The 21946-nt window shown below is 44.7% G+C and carries 17 protein-coding genes; 6 read left to right on the forward strand and 11 right to left on the reverse strand.

Annotated elements, in window-relative coordinates; translation table 11 throughout:
- Positions 1–14 precede the first annotated feature (14 nt).
- From AC1XUF_RS11310 to AC1XUF_RS11320, 3 genes are read right to left on the reverse strand one after another with little or no spacing between them, the layout of a single operon-like run.
- Positions 15–851 carry an ABC transporter permease gene (locus AC1XUF_RS11310; protein ID WP_483341896.1) on the reverse strand — a complete coding sequence of 279 codons (837 nt, stop codon included), beginning with the start codon at positions 849–851 and terminating at the stop codon, positions 15–17.
- A complete protein-coding gene (locus AC1XUF_RS11315; RefSeq protein WP_483341897.1) occupies positions 852–1931 on the reverse strand; it encodes a hypothetical protein in 1080 nt (359 codons plus the stop codon).
- Positions 1931–4450, reverse strand: a complete 2520-nt coding sequence (locus AC1XUF_RS11320; RefSeq protein WP_483341898.1) for an SLBB domain-containing protein — start codon at positions 4448–4450, stop codon at positions 1931–1933. Before AC1XUF_RS11320 ends, AC1XUF_RS11315 begins: the two co-directional genes overlap by 1 nt.
- A gap of 271 nt (positions 4451–4721) precedes the next feature.
- Between AC1XUF_RS11320 and AC1XUF_RS11325 the strand changes: the two genes are divergently transcribed.
- Together AC1XUF_RS11325 and pheA are read left to right on the forward strand one after the other, a co-directional pair.
- A complete protein-coding gene (locus AC1XUF_RS11325; protein ID WP_483341899.1) occupies positions 4722–6593 on the forward strand; it encodes a DNA topoisomerase IV subunit B in 1872 nt (623 codons plus the stop codon).
- 121 nt (positions 6594–6714) lie between these two features.
- The gene (pheA, locus tag AC1XUF_RS11330) at positions 6715–7788 is read left to right on the forward strand and encodes a prephenate dehydratase (protein ID WP_483341900.1); all 1074 of its coding nucleotides are present in this window, start codon (positions 6715–6717) and stop codon (positions 7786–7788) included.
- A 50-nt stretch (positions 7789–7838) separates the two neighbouring features.
- Here pheA and AC1XUF_RS11335 read toward each other — a convergent pair whose 3' ends face one another.
- From AC1XUF_RS11335 to AC1XUF_RS11345, 3 genes are read right to left on the reverse strand one after another with little or no spacing between them, the layout of a single operon-like run.
- Positions 7839–9986: a hypothetical protein gene (locus AC1XUF_RS11335; RefSeq protein ID WP_483341901.1), complete on the reverse strand. Its 2148-nt coding sequence runs from the start codon at positions 9984–9986 to the stop codon at positions 7839–7841.
- 31 nt (positions 9987–10017) lie between these two features.
- Positions 10018–10680: a hypothetical protein gene (locus AC1XUF_RS11340; RefSeq protein ID WP_483341902.1), complete on the reverse strand. Its 663-nt coding sequence runs from the start codon at positions 10678–10680 to the stop codon at positions 10018–10020.
- A gap of 1 nt (position 10681) precedes the next feature.
- Positions 10682–11296, reverse strand: coding sequence for a DUF4136 domain-containing protein (locus tag AC1XUF_RS11345; protein ID WP_483341903.1), 615 nt, complete (start codon positions 11294–11296; stop codon positions 10682–10684).
- A gap of 234 nt (positions 11297–11530) precedes the next feature.
- Between AC1XUF_RS11345 and AC1XUF_RS11350 the strand changes: the two genes are divergently transcribed.
- The 3 genes from AC1XUF_RS11350 (at position 11531) to AC1XUF_RS11360 (ending at position 14344) form a co-directional block, all read left to right on the forward strand.
- Entirely contained in the window at positions 11531–12088 is a 558-nt protein-coding gene (locus AC1XUF_RS11350) for a DinB family protein (RefSeq protein WP_483341904.1), read from the forward strand.
- Between the two features lie 211 nt (positions 12089–12299).
- Positions 12300–12977 carry a response regulator gene (locus AC1XUF_RS11355; RefSeq protein ID WP_483341905.1) on the forward strand — a complete coding sequence of 226 codons (678 nt, stop codon included), beginning with the start codon at positions 12300–12302 and terminating at the stop codon, positions 12975–12977.
- The gene (locus AC1XUF_RS11360; RefSeq protein ID WP_483341906.1) at positions 12974–14344 is read left to right on the forward strand and encodes a HAMP domain-containing sensor histidine kinase; all 1371 of its coding nucleotides are present in this window, start codon (positions 12974–12976) and stop codon (positions 14342–14344) included. Before AC1XUF_RS11355 ends, AC1XUF_RS11360 begins: the two co-directional genes overlap by 4 nt.
- Before the next feature lie 480 nt (positions 14345–14824).
- On the opposite strand, the gene AC1XUF_RS11365 is transcribed toward AC1XUF_RS11360, so the two are convergent.
- The 4 genes from AC1XUF_RS11365 to AC1XUF_RS11380 form a co-directional block, all read right to left on the reverse strand.
- Entirely contained in the window at positions 14825–15868 is a 1044-nt protein-coding gene (locus tag AC1XUF_RS11365) for a mechanosensitive ion channel family protein (protein ID WP_483341907.1), read from the reverse strand.
- 8 nt (positions 15869–15876) lie between these two features.
- Positions 15877–16695, reverse strand: a complete 819-nt coding sequence (locus AC1XUF_RS11370; protein ID WP_483341908.1) for an N-acetylmuramoyl-L-alanine amidase-like domain-containing protein — start codon at positions 16693–16695, stop codon at positions 15877–15879.
- Between the two features lie 79 nt (positions 16696–16774).
- The gene (locus AC1XUF_RS11375; protein WP_483341909.1) at positions 16775–18766 is read right to left on the reverse strand and encodes a site-specific recombinase; all 1992 of its coding nucleotides are present in this window, start codon (positions 18764–18766) and stop codon (positions 16775–16777) included.
- A 65-nt stretch (positions 18767–18831) separates the two neighbouring features.
- Positions 18832–20574: an alpha-amylase family protein gene (locus AC1XUF_RS11380; protein WP_483341910.1), complete on the reverse strand. Its 1743-nt coding sequence runs from the start codon at positions 20572–20574 to the stop codon at positions 18832–18834.
- A gap of 144 nt (positions 20575–20718) precedes the next feature.
- Here AC1XUF_RS11380 and pgmB point away from each other — a divergent pair, with 144 nt between their 5' ends.
- On the forward strand, positions 20719–21363 hold the full coding sequence (gene pgmB, locus AC1XUF_RS11385) for a beta-phosphoglucomutase (protein ID WP_483341911.1): 645 nt from the start codon (positions 20719–20721) through the stop codon (positions 21361–21363).
- Between the two features lie 8 nt (positions 21364–21371).
- Here the strand turns inward: pgmB and AC1XUF_RS11390 are convergent, their stop codons facing one another.
- Positions 21372–21830, reverse strand: a complete 459-nt coding sequence (locus AC1XUF_RS11390) for a hypothetical protein (protein WP_483341912.1) — start codon at positions 21828–21830, stop codon at positions 21372–21374.
- Between the last annotated feature and the right edge of the window lie 116 nt (positions 21831–21946).

Raw genomic sequence — 21946 nt, forward strand, 5'->3', positions numbered from 1 at the left:
TAAGAGTTGTTATTTCAGATATGATCTACGAAAGTATTTTCTTTCTTGCGAAAATAAATCAAAGATAATATCATTATCAAAAAGGAAATAATAGCCGTCGAGTATAAACTTTCAGGATTAAAATAGGCCTTGTCTCCTAGCAGGCACCATCGAAAACCATCTATGATTCCAACGAGGGGGTTAAGGTTATAATATTTTTCGAACCAGGTTCCCTTTGCCAGTGTACTGCTGTAGGCAACGGGACAAGCGTACATCCCAACTTGTACTAAAAATGGTATGAGCTGTCCGATGTCACGAAAGCGCACATTAAGGACAGCAAAAAACAGGCCAAAGCCCATCGATGTGATAAATGTAAGTAAAATGAAGCAAGGAAGAAACACGATCTGCCAGCTCACGGGGTGGCGGAAGAAAAATGTCAGCAGTAAAAATATCCCGAATGTGATGAGAAAGTCCACAAACCCGACCGCAATCGAGCTTAGCGGCATTAAAAGTCTTGGGAAATATACTTTTGAAACGAGGTTAGAGTTAATCAGGATACTGTTACTGATCTGCGTAAACGTGTTGGCAAAGAAAGTCCAGATAGTCAGTCCGCTCAATACCATCAGTGGGTAGGGTACACCCGGGTCACTCTTTATTTTTGCTAGAAAACTGAATACAAATACCATGACAACCATCGTCATCAATGGTCTCAGGACGCTCCACGCGACCCCAAGCAACGTCTGTTTGTATCGAACCGAAATATCCCGTTTGGACAGAATCCAAAGGAGCTGGCGGTTTAACCACAAATCTTTCCAATAGTCTTTTTCCGAACCTCCTGCTTTTATCGTAGTTGTGTGTTGAACCGTTGCCATTTATGCTTTTTCTACTTTGACTTCACTGCTAAAAATGGTTCTGAAATACGTAAAAATCAAGGCAAGCATCAATCCCACCAAGGCACCTATTTTCGCATTCCTTTTGTCTTCATGCTTCACGTCCAGAGGGACCTTGATTCCTTCAATCTCAGTAAAGAGAGGGGCCTCACGAACGAGCGATACGCGCATTTTTTCAGCATTGGCCATCGCCTCATAATATAGTTGCTGGAGGAATGTGGATTTTCTCTCCATACTGTGTGTGGAAACCTTTGCTTCTGGCAACATAATTTGTGCACTATAATCCATTTGCTTCGCCAATCTATGTTCTGCGATACCAAGGACGGAAGCTAAGGAATCGGCGCGGTGCTGGAGTAGCCGGAGTGTTTTTCGCGTTTTTTGAGTCTGGTTTTCGGTATACATTTCTTCCACCGTTTTTAGCAAAGTGGTTACCCACAAACCGGCCAGCGTCTCATTTTCCATTTTGGTCGAAAGCGAAATGAAAGAAGACTTCCGGTCGAGTGAAGCGATTTCGGTTGCTTCTCCTGCTCTTTGGACGATCGCGTTGAGGATAATTCTGGAATTCATATCCATTTTGGAGATATTATTCTCCTTAAACCTGAATTTCTGTAAATCAGTACGTTCCTCCCAGTCCGATGTCAGAATGCCACTTGAATCGATATAGAAGTTGGCAAGAAGCATCTTTCTTCCGTGAACATCCACTTCTTTCATTAGGTTTCTCTCCAGGACAGGGCGAGACTTTACGAAATAAAAGAAATTCTCGCCAGTGAAAATATTAGCATCGGGCGTAGAGCCCAAGCCAAGTAACCCAGCCATTTCGCCTAAACCCGACCCCTGACTTCCGCCGCCCAGGTTGAATACGACATTTGCTTCATAGGTACTCGGCTTTTTCAGGTAAGCATCCATTGCATACCCAATGCCAAATCCAATAATGGGCAGCAGTAATATCATTTTCCAGTTGCGGAGTATTGCAGTCTTAACTACAAGGACTTTCTCTACGACCTCCTTTGGAGATAATTCGTCGTCTGGTATTTGTTGCGGTTGCGTGAGTGTTGCTGACATTATTTGAGAGAGCGGAAAGCCAATACTGTTACAATTAATCCCATAACCGAGCTTAGCAAGCCAGTAGCAGTTGAAATGGTTTGCTGGGTATTCAGTGCCGGTGCAGCCCTGACAGGTACAAAAATTTCTGAGCCCGGCTCAACTTTCGGGTAGACATTGAAGAAAAGAAAACGCCTGGTCCTATCGATATTTCCGTTTGGATATTTGATATAGGAGCTTTTTCGGAGCGACTGAACTGTGAATCCGCCAGATTGCGAGATGTAATCAGTAAACGACATCCCTTTTCCGTATTTGACAGAGGTCGGATAAAGAACAGATCCTGCTACCTGAACTGTTTCAAGACGTTTAGGGATGCGGATGATATCACCTTCCTGAACAATGAGATCCTCAAACGAACCTGGGTTTTTGAGAATATTTTTAAGCACGATCCCGATTTTTTCTTCTTTAACATTGGGGAGGTCACCGAGAATCGTTCCCTGTTTGATGCTCCTTTCAGTAATTTCAGTTTGTTCAAAGTCAGTCGGTTCGTCCAGATTTTTAACCAGTGTCCTGCGAAGTAAAGTGGCTCCCTCTGGGTAAGCCAGATCGGTCAAGCCACCTGCTCTCTTAATGATATCACTAATTTTGTCGTTCTTATTGATAATTGTATAGGGCCCATTAACGAGAACTTCACCTTCTACAAATACCGTTTGCTGTTCAACATAGTTAGGAGATTTACGGACAATTACCTGATCGAAAGGAAGCAAAGGGAAGCCCGAGGCTTTACTGTTCAGAGAAAGGTCCCTGCTTACATCGAATTTGAAAACCTCCGAAATCTGCGCATTGGCGGCTCCGGCAATACTGTTTCTCTTCCTTCTCACCACTTCAACCTCGGTAGTGTATGCAGACTCTTTCAGACCTCCCGCCTGAACGAGCACATCTTCTAGCGTCATATCTATTGTGTAAGGAAATTTACCTTCGTTCTCACCAATTTTGGTGTTGTTGACTTCTCCTTCCACACTTACATAAGCCACTTCTGCCATCTCAAATCTGGATGGAACGATGATCTGATCAAGTCTGGTGAGGATCAAGTCAGGGGCTACATTATTAATGATGTCCGTGAAATTGATTGGAATGCTTTGAATGACAAGGTCATCACGGGTCCTTAATACGGTCACCCGCCCAACAAACGCGTCTTCTCTTAATCCTTGGGCATTGTCAATGAGTTTTTTCAGAGATGGGCTGTTATCCAGGGAATAATTACCGGGTCTCATTACTGCGCCCTCGATAGTTACAATGTTTTCAAAGCGGTCAAGCACCGTTCCTACGTCAATGGAGTCGCCGGTGGCGAGCTCAAACGAATTGTAGTTTTCTTCCGAAACATCAAGCAACTTTCTTTCTTTGGAAGTGATTCTCTGAATTTTGAGCCTTGCTCTGTATGCCTTGTCCTTGAAACCACCTGAATAACGCAATGCGTCACCCAGCTTTTCCTCAGATTTTAACTCATAAATACCAGGACGTTTAACCATACCGGTTATTTCAGCTCTCTTTAGATAATATCCGACCACGATGTTGTCGTTGTCCTGAACCCGGATATCCCCATCAATTTTACCATTTACCAGGTAATCATAAATATCCATATGTGTAACCACCTGACCATTTCGAACCACCCGGACATCCCGGAAAGATCCAATTTCATTAGGGCCGCCTGCTTGGTAAAGGGCATTGAAAGCAGAGGACAAGGAAGAAACGATGTACGTTCCGGGGTTGATAACCTCACCAGTTACAAAAACTTTAACCGAGCGGACTGCTCCAAGAGTAACCATCAGCTTTGTCCTGGCAGTTTCGCCTCCGCCTCCAAGTAAACCGGGGACAAATTTTGAGAACTTGTCAATCAATATTTTACGTACTTCTTCGATCGTCCGGCCGGCAACATGGACAGGTCCAAGTCTGGGGATCATAATATTACCATCCTTATTTACGATTCCTTCGTAGGTGCTCTCCGCATAATTGTAAATGTAGATGTTCAGTTCATCGCCTGGGCCAACGATATAATTGGTTGGCGTAGAGATCTGTAAGTCAGGGATGGGATCCAGGTTTTTGTTTGCAAAGATGGAATAGCCATATATTCTCTGGCGAAGCGCCTCTTTTTCTTGATCTTCGGGCGTCAGACTTGCCGTAGTATTCTGATTAGCTTTTGCCTGGTCATTGCCAGCGTCCGCATTTTGACTATTCTGATTGGATCCGGCTTTCCCCTTTTCATTGGTTTGGTTGCCTTGTTGTGCATTTTGTTGGTTGCCCTGTTGTGTATTTCCAGTTGGCTGGCCATTTGCATTAGCAGGTTGATTCCCTTGTGTGTTTCCGGCTGCGTTGCCTCTTGTGGCCCCAGATTGCGTATTTCCCTGGTTGCTTGTCGCGGCAGGTGCTTGTGTGGAAGGAGCTGTGGGTGTTACCTGTGCGAATGCCGGGAGAGAAATAAGTAAACTAAGTAGATAAGGAAGTAGAGATTTATAACTTTTAGCCAATTCGAATCTGTTCATATGAAGAATTATTGTACTATTGAAATGCTTTAAATTCATTAAAACTATGTGCAAGGCTAGTATTTTTGAATTTGTGACAGGAGCATGCTTCGTATCTGAATGTGTATATTGGGGCAAAGTAAATTAGATTTTTCCTATTTTTAAACAAATTCTATTAATCGGTGCCCTGGCGGTCTGGTACAAAGTTATAACAGCCTAACGATAAAAAATTAAAATTATTAAAATACAATATTCAAAATCAGGAATATCTCCTAAAAGAGTAGTTACAAATATGGAAAGTACAAACGTGCAATATGACGAGGACAGTATCAAATCACTGGATTGGAAGGAACACATACGTTTAAGGCCTGGGATGTACATCGGAAAACTGGGAGACGGTTCTTCTGTTGATGACGGGATTTATGTTCTGGTTAAGGAGATCGTGGACAACTCGATTGATGAGCACATGATGGGAAACGGCAAAACCATTGAAATAAAGATTACAGAGCATAAAGTAGAAGTCAGGGACTATGGACGGGGCATACCACTGGGAAAAGTGGTGGATTGTGTTTCTAAGATTAATACAGGCGGTAAATATGATTCGGGCGCGTTTCAGAAATCAGTGGGTTTGAATGGCGTAGGTACCAAAGCTGTGAATGCGCTTTCGCAGTATTTCAAGGTCCAATCATTTCGGGAAGGTAGAACAAAGAACGCAGAGTTTCACCAGGGAGCGATTGTAAATGAATCGAAAGAGGAGCCAACCAGTCAGCGTAACGGTACACACATCGCCTTCGAACCTGATGCGACAATCTTCAAAAACTTCAAATACATACCGCAGTATCTGAATAACATGATCTGGAATTATTGTTATCTGAACGCCGGTCTGACCATCAATTTCAATGGAGAAAAGTTCATCTCGCAAAACGGGTTATTAGACTTGCTAAAAAGTAAATCCGATGATGAATCATTGCGTTATCCCATCATCCATTTGAAGGGAGAGGACATCGAATTCGCCATGACGCATGGCGGCCAATACGGGGAGGAGTACTATTCTTTTGTAAACGGACAGTACACAACGCAGGGCGGGACGCATCTGGCTGCCTTTCGTGAGGCAGTGGTAAAAGCGGTAAGAGAGCATTTTAACAAGGATTATGCTCCCGAAGACATCCGTTCGTCGATTATTGCAGCCATAGCCATACGGGTTCAGGAGCCGGTGTTCGAATCTCAAACCAAGACTAAACTTGGATCCAACACCATCACTCCCGATCCTAATAGCACGACTATAAGAACTTTCGTCAATGATTTTATAAAGGAAAGGTTAGACAATTACTTGCATATGCACCCTGAGTCGAGGGACGCGTTGAAGAAGCGTATCGAGCAATCTGAAAGAGAAAGAAAGGAACTCGCGGGGATTAAAAAGCTGGCCAATGATCGTGCCAAAAAAGCCAATTTACATAATAAGAAATTGAGGGATTGCCGGTTGCATCTCACCGACCTCAAAAATGAGTTTCGCTATGAAAGTACTTTGTTTATAACAGAGGGTGATTCGGCCAGCGGATCCATTACCAAATCCCGGAATATTCAGACACAGGCGGTTTTTAGTTTGAGGGGTAAACCTTTGAATTGTTTCGGACTTACCAAAAAGATTGTATATGAAAATGAAGAATTCAATTTGCTGCAGCATGCCTTAGATATAGAAAATGGTGTTGAGAATCTACGATTCAACAGGATCGTTATAGCAACCGATGCGGATGTGGACGGTATGCACATTCGTTTGCTGCTGATGACCTTCTTTTTGCAATTCTTCCCAGACCTGGTACGGAACGGGCATTTGTTTGTGCTCGAAACCCCGCTATTTCGCGTCCGCAATAAAAAAGAAACGATCTACTGCTACACCGACGAAGAAAAGCAAGCGGCAGTTGAAAAGCTGGGAAGCAAGCCTGAAATCACGCGGTTCAAGGGACTAGGCGAGATATCACCCGAGGAATTTGGCAGGTTCATCGGCGAAGATATGCATGTAGAACCCGTGATCCTCCAAAAGGAAACCTCAATCCAGAAATTGCTGAGCTATTTTATGGGTAAAAATACGCCCGAAAGACAGCGTTTTATCATTGACAATCTCAAGATTGAGAAGAATATAGAAGAATTAGCACTTGCAGGTTGATGGGCGGTAATCATGGCCTTGTGCAATAAAGTAATATCAGCCTGGCTATAGCTTTACGATGTAAGAATTTTAAAAGATCTTTGGCTGATATTATCAAATCAAATATTTAAGACATTTCTCGGTGGAATTACAGACTTTAAGAAACCGTATAGATACACTCGACGATCAGCTATTAAACATTTTAAATGAGCGCATGGAGCTTGTGAAGAAAGTGGGAGATTTGAAGAGATCGTCGCAATCTATTATTTACAGGCCCGAAAGGGAAAAACAAATCCTTGACCGTCTGGAAAAACGAAATACGGGTCTGCTGACACGTCAGGCAATTGATGCTATCTTTTTTGAAATCTTCGCCGTGTCCCGTAATCTCGAGCTGCCGGAACGGATTTCATATCTAGGCCCCGAGGGAAGTTTTTCGCATCAGGCTGCTGAAAGCCGTTTTGGCGGGATGAGTGAATACCTGGTGTTGCCAACCATCCATTCGGTTTTTGAAAGTGTGGAAACCGGAAGAGCGAAATTTGGTGTAGTCCCAATCGAAAACAATCAGGAGGGTATTGTCATTGAAACAGTAGATTTTTTAAGAGAAAAGAACCTCTCCATTGTGGCCGAAGTTCTGCTGCAGGTGCATTTCACCTTTGCATCCCAGTCAGATACTTTGAAGAATATCCGCCGCATTTATTCAAAGGATATAGCTTTTCGTCAATGCGGGAAATTTATCAATGAATATCTCGAAGGTATGGGCATTGAACTGATACCCGTTGAATCCACATCCAAAGCGGCCAAAATGGCTGCCGAAGAACCTGATGCCGCTGCGATATGCTCGTCTATTTCGGCCAGGCTGTTCGGTGTGCCAATTCTTTTCGACAATATTGAAGACAGTGACCAGAACCGGACCCGGTTCCTGATCCTTGCAAAGGATTTTGTCAATATAAAAAGTGATGATGACAAAACGACCATCATTGCAAACCTGCCTAATACCAACCGGCCCGGCGTACTCTATGAATTTCTGAAGGACTTCAACGATCGGGGTATCAACCTTACCAAGATTGAAAGTCGGCCATTAAGAGGGGAAGCAGCATTCAGAACCTGGTTTCTGGTTGAATTTTTGGGCCACAAAGATGATGTGCCTGTCCAGGAAATACTACAGAAATACGGCACGCATCTCAAATGGCTTGGAAGCTATGTGCGAATCTCATAAAAGAAAGATCACAGCTCCAAACTGTGATCTTTCTTTATAAATCTTCTGCCTCATTTTTTTAAAGTTCCCCGATAAAGCGAAGGCCAGTTGCCATAGAGTTCAATACTTGTTTCGGTTCCGTCAGGTAGCCTTACTTTGATAACCCTACTTGCAACGGGGGGCTGGAATGAATCAACACCCAGCACAACAATTTTATCGCCTTTGATAACAGATGTAATAAACGGTTGTTTTTGATCTATAGCCAGCAGTGCCTGTTCTTTTTTGGGTTCAATCCATTTGTCGTTGAGCTGGAACGCCAGGTCTTGATTTGTGCCACCTACGATCACGTCTTCCACTTGCTTGGCCATCCAGTTGCCGAGGACATAATATGTGGTTGGGAAGTCCCAGTACCAGGGAGCGTCAGCTTTCTTTGCGTGCCTACCTACCTCGCTCTCCGGAGTTTTTCCATCGGCAGGATACCATTCGTAGCCCCATCCAGGGGCATCTTTTGAAAGTTTATAAGCATTCGGGTCCCTGCCACTTGGTCCACCATCGTTCCATAGGTAATATCCGTCAAACAGAACCAGAGAAAACAGCGAGAAGCCGAGTGCCTGGCTCGCTGGCATCATTTCCAACTGGTTCATCATCAATTCGCCCTTTGGGTCGGTGAGCTGATAACTCCAGGGGACGATCGGATCCTTATACAGTGGCATGTAACGGTTCCAGCCATAGAATATGAACTTGTTATTTTTCTGGTAGGGGATCAGCTTGTTAATACGAAGTGAATGCAAGGCCGAAAGCAGTACAAAATTATTGGGAGAATTACCCTGATCATCCATCGCAAACATGGGCTTTGGATAAACATCAATGGGTGTGGTATTGAAAATGTCATGGAAGCTGTCCCCGTTCGGCAGCACGTCGAAGTTAGGATTGTTGGACTTCGGGTCCTTATAATCTTTTAAGAAATCCTTTGGGTTAGCGCCTCCTACAGTATTAATATGAGGGTTGGTGTATGCGCCGCCTCCCCAATAATCCATCAAATGCATCTGAGGATGGTTTTTATGGATTACTTCGGAAAACCAAATCAGCCTTTGCTTTACTTCCGGAGAGTAATGCTGGTTCCAGAATTCGAAATCATACGCATAAACGCCAAAACCCGGAATTTGAGCCATTGCCTCTACTTCCTGCTTTGAGAGTTGTGCAAACCATTTATCATCCCTGTCGGCAAAGAAGTTGGGCGTTACCGTATAATGCGTTTTAGAAGGAGGTAACTCATTTTCTGCATAATAGAGATAACCGATTCCGCGATTGTAATAATTGGATGGGGGGACATCCGAATTCAGCCGGTATTGCATTACCAGCTTACCTTCAATGGGTTCGAATTCGGGAAACTTAGTGTCAAAATCGACATTCAAGCCTGTGGATGGCGCGAACCACGCTGGTATCTCAATCTTAGTAAGGGCAGAATGGGGTTCTTCTTTTGCCCGCCCTGAAATCCAGATATTTTGCTGACGTACCGAGCGGTTCTTAATGGCATTCCACCAATCGTTATATGGGGCATCAATCCAGCGGGCGGTGACTGAATACAGGAATCCTGGTTTGACTTCAATGCCATTTTCAAGTCCCTTGACCCCTATACCATCAATCATGACCACTTTGGTCCGGCCATCCTGGTAATTGGAAAAATCTTTCAGGTAAAACTTCCCATTTTTTACTACCGGCCTCACATCGAGGAAGTTATCCTTGCTTCCGTATCGGATCCAGTTTTTAGGGTCGGGAATCTCATTCTTGACAGAACCATCGAACGCGAATGAAGCAGTCGTTTCGCAACCTGAACGGCCCAGGCTGGTTACTTTTATTGTAGCATTTCCCGCTGCAAGATCCAATTTCGATAGGGTAAGCCAGGTGCCAAGCCTGTGCGGGAGGTCTTTGAACCGAAGAATTTTGCCGTTTTGAGAGATCTCGACATTGTAAGGGGCGAGGCCGCCCGCATTGGAGGCGAGTTCAAATTGCATTTCCTTTCCGATTTGGCGGTAGCGCCGGATCACCAGGTCACAAGTGGACGAAGACGAATCAAGGGTTTGTGCTACTGGGAGGCCCCTGGTTACTTCAACATAAGCCTTGTTGGTTGAAGGGCCGAACCTGTTCCATGCCCAAAGGCCAGAACCGGCGAGGAAAATCAGGATACCACTGATCCAGATAAGAGATGTTTTAGACAAAATTTTGTTTTTACGTACCACAATCTGATGATTACCACCAGCGATAAAAGACGCCGATCGAGCCATTTACGGAAGAAACACCTTTCTCGATATATTCATGCTTGTAAGAAGTTCCGTCGTATTTTACCCTGACATCTAATCCGAACGCGCCGTCCTTCTTGAACAGGAATTTGGAACCCAATCCAATTCCGTATTTGGGCGCTACTTTCTGGTGTTGAGTTGAAAGACTTCCGTAATATAAGGTATAATCGACGATACTTGCCCCCCCGCTTACCTGCACGTAAGGCTGAATGGCAGAATTTTTGCCCAGAAAATGATAGTTTCCGAACACTTCAATAGGATATTGAGATAAAGTCCTGGTTTGTACTGCTGAAATAGTTTCATCACCATTTTCGTACAACGCCCTAGGTATCCGCTGCTTAAAGTAAGTTGAGCCAATTTCCCCGCCCACCGAAATAGGGGAATTCCTGAGCACCCATTCAATAGAAATAGAAGCGTTCTGAAAAGACGATTTGTCGATATAAGAATCAGCGAAAGAACCTAATGGTACCGAACCCATAAAGCGGGCTGTCGCTAAATAATGGGTATACCTGTCGAACGGCGAAGGGAGCGTGTAAAGTTTGGGAGCGTCCTGCCCAAATCCTTTTAACACACCAGTAAGAAGAAGGACTATAGTTACAGTTAATTTTTTCATTTTAGTTGATTTTTAGATAACCAGACTGGCCAAATATCGAGTCCACCATTTTGTCAATGTATTGGGAATCACCAATCCCGGCTCCCCTGATCTGCGCGTCCCAGACGACATCGAATGTTTTGTCGGCTGTATTGGGATTTTTGAAATCAACCATCGATATCAGCCAGTAGCTTTCACTGGTTTCATAATAGGTGTAATAGCTGGGGTACCCATAGCCATATCCGCCACCTCCCCAGTATCCCCCATAGTACGATGAATAAGGATTCGTAGCCACGTTAAGGTAGGTATTGGTAATCCAGGCGGCATTGATACCTACATCAGGGTTGCTTTTGGGACTGACATACTTGTAGCCCAGGCTTTGCATATTGGTAATTATTCTTTGCAGAAGGCTCCTGTCGATATCGGTTAGCGCAGTTCCAGAACGGTCGTTTTCTACAATCAGCACGGAGTCGACAATACTGAAGGTCTTGTATTGGTTATAATTGGCTGATTTATCATGGTTGGTGATATATACCAGCGACTCTTCGGTCGATAGATCACCGATCGGATCTTTGGAGCAGGATGTTAACCCCAGGCCGGCGACTAAGAGAATAAATGTTGAGGCTTTTTTTAACATTTTGGATCTTATATTTTAAAATTTGTTAATTAAACGAAAATTGAAATTGCAGATTTTAATTTTGGCTATTTCTCAGTTCAATTTTTTAGTTTTAAATAAATGCTGCATTTTAAGTGACCAGAATGCACAAAAATTGGTTGGATCGCCATAAAAATTGGTGCTGATAAGGAGAACATATTTACGATTTTCTTTGATTTTAACGAATAGTACAAGCGCATTGACACAATTAAATGTATGGAAACTAAAGAAGAAGTTTTAAGAATTATAGATGTTTTAAACGATACCTACGAAAGCGAAGAAGCCTGGTATGGTCCTTCGGTTGTTGAGGCTTTAAGGGATGTGACGCCGAAAATGGCAGAAGTCCGGCTTAGCAGCAACACGCATTCCATTGCCGAGATCGTGTATCACATGACGACCTGGCGGATCTTTGCAGTCAGGAAGATACAGGGCGATGCAGAATTCGATATTAAAACGCAGGATAAGGATTGGAAGAAATTCCAGGTTGTCGACGAATTTGAATGGGAGGCGATACAAATGGAGCTGAGTCTCTCGCAGGAAGAGCTGATTTCCGAATTGGAAAAGATTGAAAGCGACAACTTTCTGGAGGATTTTGTACCCGGAAGAGACTATTCCTATTATACACTGATACATGGGGTTATACAACACGATGTGTACCATGCAGGACAAATCGGGTTGATAAAAAAGGCATTGAAAGGGATGCGTCTGGAAGAGGATGATTTTGGTGCTTACGACGACAGATCGGATTTTGACAACGGAGCTGATTATTATTGATACTTATATGAAATTTCGCCTAGATGATAGATTGCCTATTGTTTATTGTTTAAATTTTCTATTTTGCATAATAATAGAGCATGGTATGGTCAGAAATGCCAATGTTCTAATGGTGTGGATATAGACAAAAAGGCTGTCCGATATTTCGGGCAGCCTTTTTTTACGCGAAATTCCATGCAACATTTGACTCAAACGAACAGCATATCACCTTATGAAAATATTAATAGTGGAAGACGAGCCCAAACTCGCCGGGTTTCTCAAAAGAGGCCTGGAGGAGCAATCATGGGAAGTTGAACTGGCTTATGATGGGCAGGTAGGTAAAAAGATGGCCTCTAATTATCGTTTTGATGTTATCATCCTGGATGTGAACCTGCCTTTGCTCAACGGATATGACCTCGCAAAGCAATTGAGGAGTGATGGCCTTTCGACACCTATTTTGTTTTTAACGGCACTCGGTACGATCGACGACAAGTTGGACGGTTTCGAAGCGGGAGGCGACGACTATCTTGTCAAACCTTTCGAATTCAGGGAGTTGATAGCGAGAATTAAAGTACTTTCTAACAGAAATAGTTCGAGAGAGCAGTCTAATCAAGTGCTGACGCTAGCCGACCTCGAGTTAAATCTGGATGAAAAAGTGGCCCGGCGCTCCGGAAACCGTATAGACCTCACCGCTAAGGAATTTGCACTGCTGGAATATTTGATGCGGAACCGTGGACGTGTGGTGTCTCGGGTAGACATAGCCGAACAGGTTTGGGACATCAGGTTTGATACCGGCACCAATGTCATCGATGTTTATATTAATTTTTTAAGAAAGAAAGTGGATAAGGATTACCCAAACAAACTGATCCACACGGTAGTGGGTATGGGCTACATTTTTAAAGAGGAATGAATATCAAGTCCCGGCTTACGCTGTTGTTTACCATGTTGGTAGGTTCCATCATGGCATTGTTTTGCTTGTCCATCTATTTCTTCTACGACCAGTACCGCGAGAGGCAATTCTATTCCTTTCTCAATGAACGCGGACAAACCGTGGCGCAGTTGGTTGAGGCCAGCAACGGGATCAGTAAGGCGGATATCGAAAAGATTGAAAAGGAAAATAAGACCATACTGCTGGATGAGGAAATAACGATATACGACGGGTCGGATTCCGTTATTTTTATTAGCGGGAAAGAAAATTTCAAACTTTCTAAAGTTCTTTTAACAGAAGCCAGAGGCGGGAAGGAAGTACATACCAAGTATCGGAAGCGTGAAATGATCATTATCCGGCACATTCTCCAGGATCATCGCAAACCTTGGGTGGTGGTGGTTATTGCTGATGATTACCTTGGAATGAATGCGCTTGGGCGGCTGAGGGAGATCCTGGTGATTGGATGGTTATTGTCATTGGTGCTGGTTGGCGTTGCCGGTTGGCAGTTTTCCAATGATGCCATTAAACCAGTATCCGACATCATCGACCAAGTGAACAATATCTCGGCCGGGAACTTGCATGAAAAGGTAACGGTTGGCCGGGAAAAAGACGAATTGGCGCTTCTTGCGGAGACTTTCAACCAAATGCTTACCCGCCTTGAAATTGCTTTTGTCGCACAGAAAAATTTTGTGTCCCACGCTTCGCACGAACTCCGCACCCCTCTTGCACTCATCATGAGCGAGGCCGAGCTCAGTCTGATGAAAGAGAGGACCACGACTGAATACGAGGCTGCTTTAAAGGGAATCTGGACTGAGGCCAGGGAGATGAACGAACTGGTCAGCAGGCTGCTGGAACTTGCGAGGACTGACGAAAATGCCTTTAAGCTCAGCTTTTCCAAAATAAGGATTGACGAAGTTTTATGGCAGGCTAAAGCATCTATTCAACAGAAAAACCCGGGATACCTGGTTCACATCCACTACGACAAGATCCCGGATAACGAGGAGCAGCTGAAGCGTTATGCCGATGAAAGTCTGCTACGTACGGCGTTCGTTAACCTAATGGATAACGCCTGTAAATATTCGGGGAACAGAACTGTTAACGTTTACCTCGAAATCAAGAATAATTTCATCAGGATTTACTTCAAGGATACCGGCATTGGAATCTCCGCCGAAGAGCTCCCCTATATTTTCGACACCTTTTACAGGAGTGCCAAAACCATTAGCAAACCCGGCTATGGGATAGGTCTTGCCCTCACCAAACGGATCATTAACATGCAGGGCGCCAGCATCGAAGTTGAGTCCACTGTAGGTGCCGGTACCACCTTCATTCTGAAATTCCAGCCTTTTTAATTTTCTTTTAATTCGGTGTTAATGCCCCTTTAACACCCCTAAATGTTTTTTGTAGAGTAAATCAGATGAAGTGATTTGTAAGGATTTGGTGTATGAAAAGAGTTGCTCATCAGGTTATTCTACGGGATAAAAATCTCCTCCATATTTAATCAAGGAATCGAGGTGAAGAGCGAAAGTGGGATTTTCTACTTCAATATCCAGAGGCCGCTGATTTATCCAATAATTGGATTTTAACATTTAAACCTGAAGCAATTCTTAAAAGTAGAGCCACGTTCTGGATTTCGCAGACGCATCCTTGCGTGGGCCATATGAGACTAAAAATATAACAAGATTTAAAAACAAATACGAGCTGTTGGGTGTGGGCATAAGTTGATCACGCTTTTCTGTAAAAAAATCAAAGAAAACCGTATTGAGTTAAATTGAGTTAGGTGAGTAGTAAGAAAAGACTGGCCTTCGGATTTTCCGGAGGCCAATTTTTTGTCACAGGTTTTCAATTCGCGTTGTAGGAAGTGCTTCGGGATATTCACGTGATATAAATTCGATCATTTTTTCTCTGACTATGCACCGGAGGTCAAACGTTTCTGAAGAGTTTCGGGCCGACATCAGTGCCCGTACTACCATGAACTGATTTTGCGTATCGGTTACCTGCAATGCCCAGGATTTACCGTCCCAGAGCGGCGTTTCGTCCAAAATTTCTTTCAGTTTTATGCGTAGCTTATCAACAGGGGTGTGATAGTTCAAATGAAAAAAGGCGCTGCCAATCAATGCGCTTTCGTTTCTTGTCCAGTTTTGAAAAGGCTTTTCAATAAAATAAGTGATGGGTAAAACGATCCGTCGCAGGTCCCAGATATTTACGACGACGTACGTGAGATTGATCTCTTCAATCCGTCCCCATTCTCCTTCAACGATCACAACATCGTCTATTTTTATAGGCTGGGTAAAGGCGATCTGAATACCGGCCATTAGATTGGAAAGCGACTTTTGGGCTGCGAAACCGATGATCACACTGGCAATTCCCGCAGAGGTAAGGATTCCCACCCCATATTGCCTGACACTATCAAAGCTCAGCAGCAGAATGGAAACACCCACGGTAATGATCAGGATAATCACGATCCGCTTCACAAACTTGATCTTGGTGAACATCCTTCTCGCCTGATTATTATCCGGAGTGTCAAAATCCAGCTTCTCAATCAGAATACGCTCAATTACCACCACAATACGCACCATCAGCCAGGTTGTGAGCGCAATCATAAGCGTTTTGCTGACGGCAAAAAGCCATTCGTAATCCTGGTGAATTAAGGAATAACTTTTTGCTACTGCCGTGATCAGGATCATCGGAATGAAGAAATGCAGCACGTTTGTGAGGTTCTCCCGGATGGCGCGCACCGCCCTCCACTGTTTTTTTGCAGCGGTGATTTTGATCAGGTTAATGAGGAATGCACTGATGACAAGCCCAGCAATGCCTGTCAGGAGAATAATTAACCAGGGGGAATTTTTGTAATCAAGAATTTTGAGAAGATCCATTCATTGCATCAGATATCATTGAGCCGGGCTACGATCATCCCGGTATGTTTTGGGACGGACGCCACATATTCGGCGAGCGGGACGTTGGACATGATCACTTTTTTGCCAGCCAGTGAGGCGTGGATCAGATATGCGCGGCTACCGACTTTACTGATCACACCCATATGATTGACATCCAGTCCTTCCACGGAGGAAGTGAAAGCGACTATATCGCCGTCATGGAGCATTGGTTCTGCCTTCTGAATACCTTCTTTTGGAATGTAGCTGTGCTCTCTTGAGTTGATGATATTCTCCTGCTCCTTGATTTTTTCCCAGACCTGGCTTTCTGCCATAGCGGGATACAGGTTAGCGTGGTTGGTCATAAAGTTGATCTCCTTTTTGTAGGGAATACCGCCCACTTTTGCCGTGATATCTTCCAGTCTTCCCCGTTTTTCGTTTTCATACATCCAGTCGAGCACATAGTGCAACCTCGAAGGATACCCGTCGATGATACCGTCGCGATAGCGCAGTTTGGTCAATTCGCTCTTAAAACCCTCATAAGTGGGGTTCTCACTTTTCGCGACAGCCAGGGAGATGGCACTTTCTACCAAGGTGGTGCAATCGAGACCGTCAAATTTACATACCAGCCGCTCGGTAGGGTTGCCCTCCAGAGTTCCCCCTACGTAGGGGGTCCCTAAAAAAGATTCGCTCATCCGCAGGACCTGAGTACCTATATCCCGGCTATCCGGTAACTCCATTTTTTGCCCGAAAACCTTTTGCAAGGCCAACTGCGCATTGATAGTATTGGAGACGAGTATCAGAACAGAAACGATGGCAATTCTTAGCATACCGGGGTTTTTAAAATCAAGGTAAATATTGGGGTATCATGTAAAAATAACGATCAGAAAGCCCATTTGCAATCTTAAATTAACGATTAGGAACTGTTTCGGGCAGTTGATCATGGATTTCGGCGGCATTTTTGATGGGGAAGAAGAACGCCAGACCATGATGAAAGAATTGCCAGGACAAATTTCCGAGCAGGCTCCTGACTTCATTCATCGGGGCATTGCGTGATTTAAGGGCAAACGCGATTGAAAGTCCGAAACTCACCAGGACGTTCATCAAACCTATTCCTGCGATGCCTATGATCGAGTTAAGCCACAGATCTGTAGACACATGGTTTTCCAGACCGGCAACCGCGAGGCCGAAATTCCCGGAAGCAAACGTAATATGCCGGATATCCAGTGGAAGACCCAACGTAAAACCGACCGCGCTTGTTGAACCCAGAAAAAACCCCAGAAAGAAATTCCCCGCCAGCCCGCCAAAATTTCTTTCGAAATAGCGGGCTATCTGGCTTAATTTATTGTGCCCGAAAAAGCGGATCAGCCCAGGGTGCTTCTGAATGCGCAAGGTGTACTTGTTGTAGATCCATTTGTTTTCATAATAACCTGATATCAAGCCCGAAACCATGAGATAAACACCTGCCAGTGCAGCATGCGGTAACGCCAGGCTCTCCCAAATGTTCAATTCAGTGATCAGCCGGATGGCTTTTGCGGGATCGGCAATGTGGTATTCGAAAACGCGGAAGTAGAGCAGGTCAATGCCATATGCTACCGGAAATGCGATCATTGCGTTGCCAACAAGCGAAATAAACTGGCTGCGGATCAGTCTGATTAGCAATTGGGTAGTCGTATTCAGCCAGTTAGGGTTTTCTCCATTGTTGCTAAGGTTGGCTGCAATCGTCGACGCTGTCATGGCAGGCTGCTTGGTGGCAAGTGTAAAACCAAGGATGTGGATCAGCATAAAGCCGAACGAGTAGTTGAGGCTGTAAAAAAGCGCTTCCCAGAAAATCGGCAGATGCTGAAAATACAGCCTGGTTTTGTTAGCGCAGAGAAAAGCGACAATAATTCCGCCACCCAGCGCCCTGCCAAAAAGCTTCCAATAAGCCGACTGGTTCGACGCAATGTAGTGTTCCCCTGTTTTAGAAGTGTTTTCGATGACTTTGAAGGTCAGTAATTCCAGGTTCACCGAAAAGTGTTTTCGAAGACTATACCTCGTATTTTCAGCATAAACAAATTCCTTGAGAAGCTGTGCGATAACCAGCCAGCGGCGGTTGCTATCATTCGTTTGTAACACCTCGAGCAATTGGCCCAGGCGTTTGAGATATTGCTCAATCTGCCGCACCAAATAAGTCAGTTGCAAACTGATGCCGAAAACGTCTTTCCGTCTGTAAATGTAACTTACCTGGCTTTTGCACTGGCTGATCATAACCAGAATGTGCTTGTAATCGTTGTCCAGCCCGGCATTCAAATACTCCTGGCTGTTGAGGACTTTCTCCACATACAACATCACCTCCCGGTTTAACCCCAAAAAAGGAGAATCCAGGTCGTCCATTCTAGGGATTTTCGAAACCACTTCCGGATCTATGCCGAGTGTCGCAGCCCTTTGGGCGAGGATCAGTACGGAGTTGAGAACTTCCTTTTCAATGTGTTTACCAAGTGCGGGACTTATGGGCGGGAAAATACTTTGCAGGAAATCTCTCCATTTTTCATCGGAAATGGCCTTAACCCATTGATAATCATTTTTATCACAAAAAATACGGTCGAAATGCGTCCGTAGTTCGTCGGGTTCTTCAACCGGAGGGAGAAATTTGAAGCTGAGCCTTGCAGACGCGTCCGAAAAAAAGCCCTTGTTCGACCCGATTTCTGATTCTGTAAGTAACGAAACAAATTTGCTTGAAAACAGAATATCCTGGATTTGTTCAGCAAGCTGGTCTTTTTGGAAGGGATTCAGTGATATGCTGCCAAACTTCTCATCAAAAGATTGTTTCCTCGCCTGTTTTGCTTTCCATTTGCTGCGGATAATTTCTACCAATTCCGCAACATCGTCAACCCTCTCCAATTGTATAGTATTATCCATAATTCGCGGCTTAAACAGCCCTGTTATCCCTGTTTCCCATCATTCCAAACCGCCCTGCTTTGCCGTTATTTTTTCATGATTTCGAAGACAAAAACAGAAACGGGTGGTAATTCAATGGCTACACCCGTCGAAGTAATTTCAGCGGCCTGCATGCGGGGCAGGGTAATGTCCAAAGGAAAAATAGGTTTCAAGACAAACAGACTGGTTTGTTCGAGCTTTAAAAAATCAGTCCAGGCATCCTGCGGAATTCGAACAGAAGTTTCTATTGTCCTTGTTCTGTCGAAATTGTAAACAAACAGCAGCTTCTGTTCAGTGGTGTAGCGCAGATAGCTGTAAATGAGTGTTTTGTCGTAATTGTAAGATTGCCCGTCCACGTTGGCATACTGAAGATCATAGAAACTTCCTGCATAAACCGCCTCATTTTGTTGTACAAAGTGATTCAGGCCCTGATAAAAAGAGCGAAGTTTTTGCTGGTCTTCGGTAAGAAGATCCGCGTTGAATTTCCCGCCATTGACCCACTGCTGAAATTCTGTAACACCCCAATAATCAAAGATTGTCGTCCTTCCGTCTTCACCCTGGAAGCCTTCGGATTCAATCGGGGTAACGCCCAGTTCCTGACCAAAATAAACCATTAAGGGCCCGCTGTGCAGTGTCGCGCTCAACGTCATTGCGGGAATGGCCAGCCACGGATTACCTGCAAAATACCGGGAAGCGATGCGTTGTTCGTCGTGGTTTTCGAGGAAACGGAGCATCTTTTCGCTGATGTCCCCCGACTCCTGTTGCCATATCCTGGTGATGTCTTCCACCGTCCCGTGTCCCTCGATTAGTCGGCGAAGCGAATTGTAAAGCCCGACTTTATCGTACAAGTAATCAAATTTCCCGATGTTGATGTAATTGTGGTATTCATAAGGATTGTAGATTTCCGCGATGAAAATGATCCGGCTGTCCAGCTTCTTGACTTCGGGAATCACCCACGCCCAAAATTCTGCAGGTACCATTTCGGCCATATCGCAACGGAAACCATCGACGCCCTTCTGAACCCAGAAGCGCAGGATATCATACATCTTAATCCAGGTCGAAGGGATGGGATCGAAGTGATTAGTGCGGTTGCCATGCTGGTAATCGACCCCGTAATTAAGTTTGATTGTCTCGTACCAGTCGTACTGGCTCGGCTGCGCCTGGAAAACATCGTTACCGGTAGCTTTTGCGGGACGCTCGTGATACGGAGTCGTAACCGGAACCGGCGGCGTGTGGCCTTCAGGCACGATGAAATCCTGATTTGGAATGTAATAAAAGTTGTTGGAAGGACTGAAAAAGACGGTATTGTCGTCGTCTTCACCAAAATCTTTCACGCCCAAAGCACGGGCATCCGAGTGATATTGCCGGGCAACGTGATTTGGTATAAAATCAATGATCGCCTTCATGCCGTGGTCGTGGGTACGGCCGATCAACGCCTCGAATTCGTCCATACGTTTTGTTACATCCACAGCCAGGTCCGGATCCACGTCGTAATAGTCCTTCACTGCGTAAGGCGATCCTGCGATTCCTTTCACAATCAATGGATGATCGGGTTGGATGCCATATTGTGAGTAGTCCGTGAGCGTGGCATGTTCCAGCACGCCTGTATACCAAACATGTGTGACACCGAAATCTTTCAGCGCGGTAAGGGCTGTATCCGTGATGTCGTTGAATTTCCCGCAACCGTTTTCTTCAATGGTCCCATAGCACTTGTTTGTGGTGGTCTGGTTTCCAAATAGCCGGGTGAAAATCTGGTAAATGACGAACTTATCTTTATTAATCAGAGACATAGCGAGTTAATTGTTCAGCCTGGATTCGGTTCCGGCGAAAAGGAATTTGATAAAGGGTTATAAGTCCGCGGATGGCCCGAAACCACCACGGCGCAGGAGATTGGGAATTTTCACTATTTTGCAAGATATTAAATTTGAAATAATATGCCCTTAATAAAAGCCTGCCTTTTTGATCTAGACGGTGTGATCGTAGACACCGCCAAATACCATTATATCGCGTGGAGGCGGCTTGCCAACGACCTCGGTTTTGATATTTCTCTTGAGCAAAATGAGCAACTCAAAGGGATAAGCCGGATGGAATCACTTGAAATCATACTCTCGATCGGTGGAGTGAAACTGAGTGAAGAGGAAAAATTGGAAAGGGCTGCTGAAAAAAACCGCCGGTATCTCGAACTATGTCAGCAGATGACTCCCGACGACACGCTCCCCGGTGTCCGGCGCTTCATGGACGAGCTGAAACAGCAATCGATCCTGATCGGCTTGGGATCGGCCAGCAAGAATGCAACTGTCATACTCGAAAGCATTGACATGCTCCATTACTTCGACACGATCGTGGACGGTAACCGGGTTACAAAGAGCAAGCCCGATCCACAAGTGTTTCTGCTGGGAGCGGAAGACCTGCATATAGCTCCCGAAAATTGTGTTGTTTTTGAAGACGCCGTGGCCGGCATCCAATCCGCAAAGGCTGCCGGAATGCGGGCCGTTGGTGTGGGGGAGCAGTCGGTACTAACTGAGGCCGACAAAGTAATACCGGGTTTCGAAAATTTCACCTTTGCGGATTTGCCTTAGCTGCCAGCTTATTTGAGAAGGCTGGTCTTTTCAAACTGATAGCCTATGTAAGTCGACCCGGTGCTATTGTCCAGCAGATAGATCAGCCTGGGTTTTTTTTTCGCCTTTTTCAACAAGTATTTGTTTTCATCCGAGAATGGTGGCGAGTCAACCTTCATGATCCATTTGGGGTGGAGTGGGTTCCAGGCAAAGGGAATACTGTCATAAGTCATTTCATTTCCGTTTAAATTGAAGATCACTTTCTGGCGCGGTTTTCGCAGGGAATCCGAGACAATAAAACTCCCTTGTTTTACAGGCAGCAGGATTGTTTCCTTTTCCGAAACCACCCTGATTGAAGATTTGTCATCCGGCGCAATGATTTCATTTTCCATCCAAAGTACCAGGTCGATTTTTGTGGTTTGAGAAAAAGCATTTCCGCATCCCAGGATCATCAGGCATACTACCTGTAATTGTTTTAGCTGTTTCATTTGTAGAGGCGTTAAGTGATTTGTTGAGTAGTTCCGGCTTAAACTGGGGGTATGTCAGGATGGACACACAAAGAGTAACCGTTCGTTGCCTAGGTACTCAAGTTTTATCGTAGACC

This window comes from Dyadobacter sp. HNCC25DJ185, assembly GCF_056895195.1.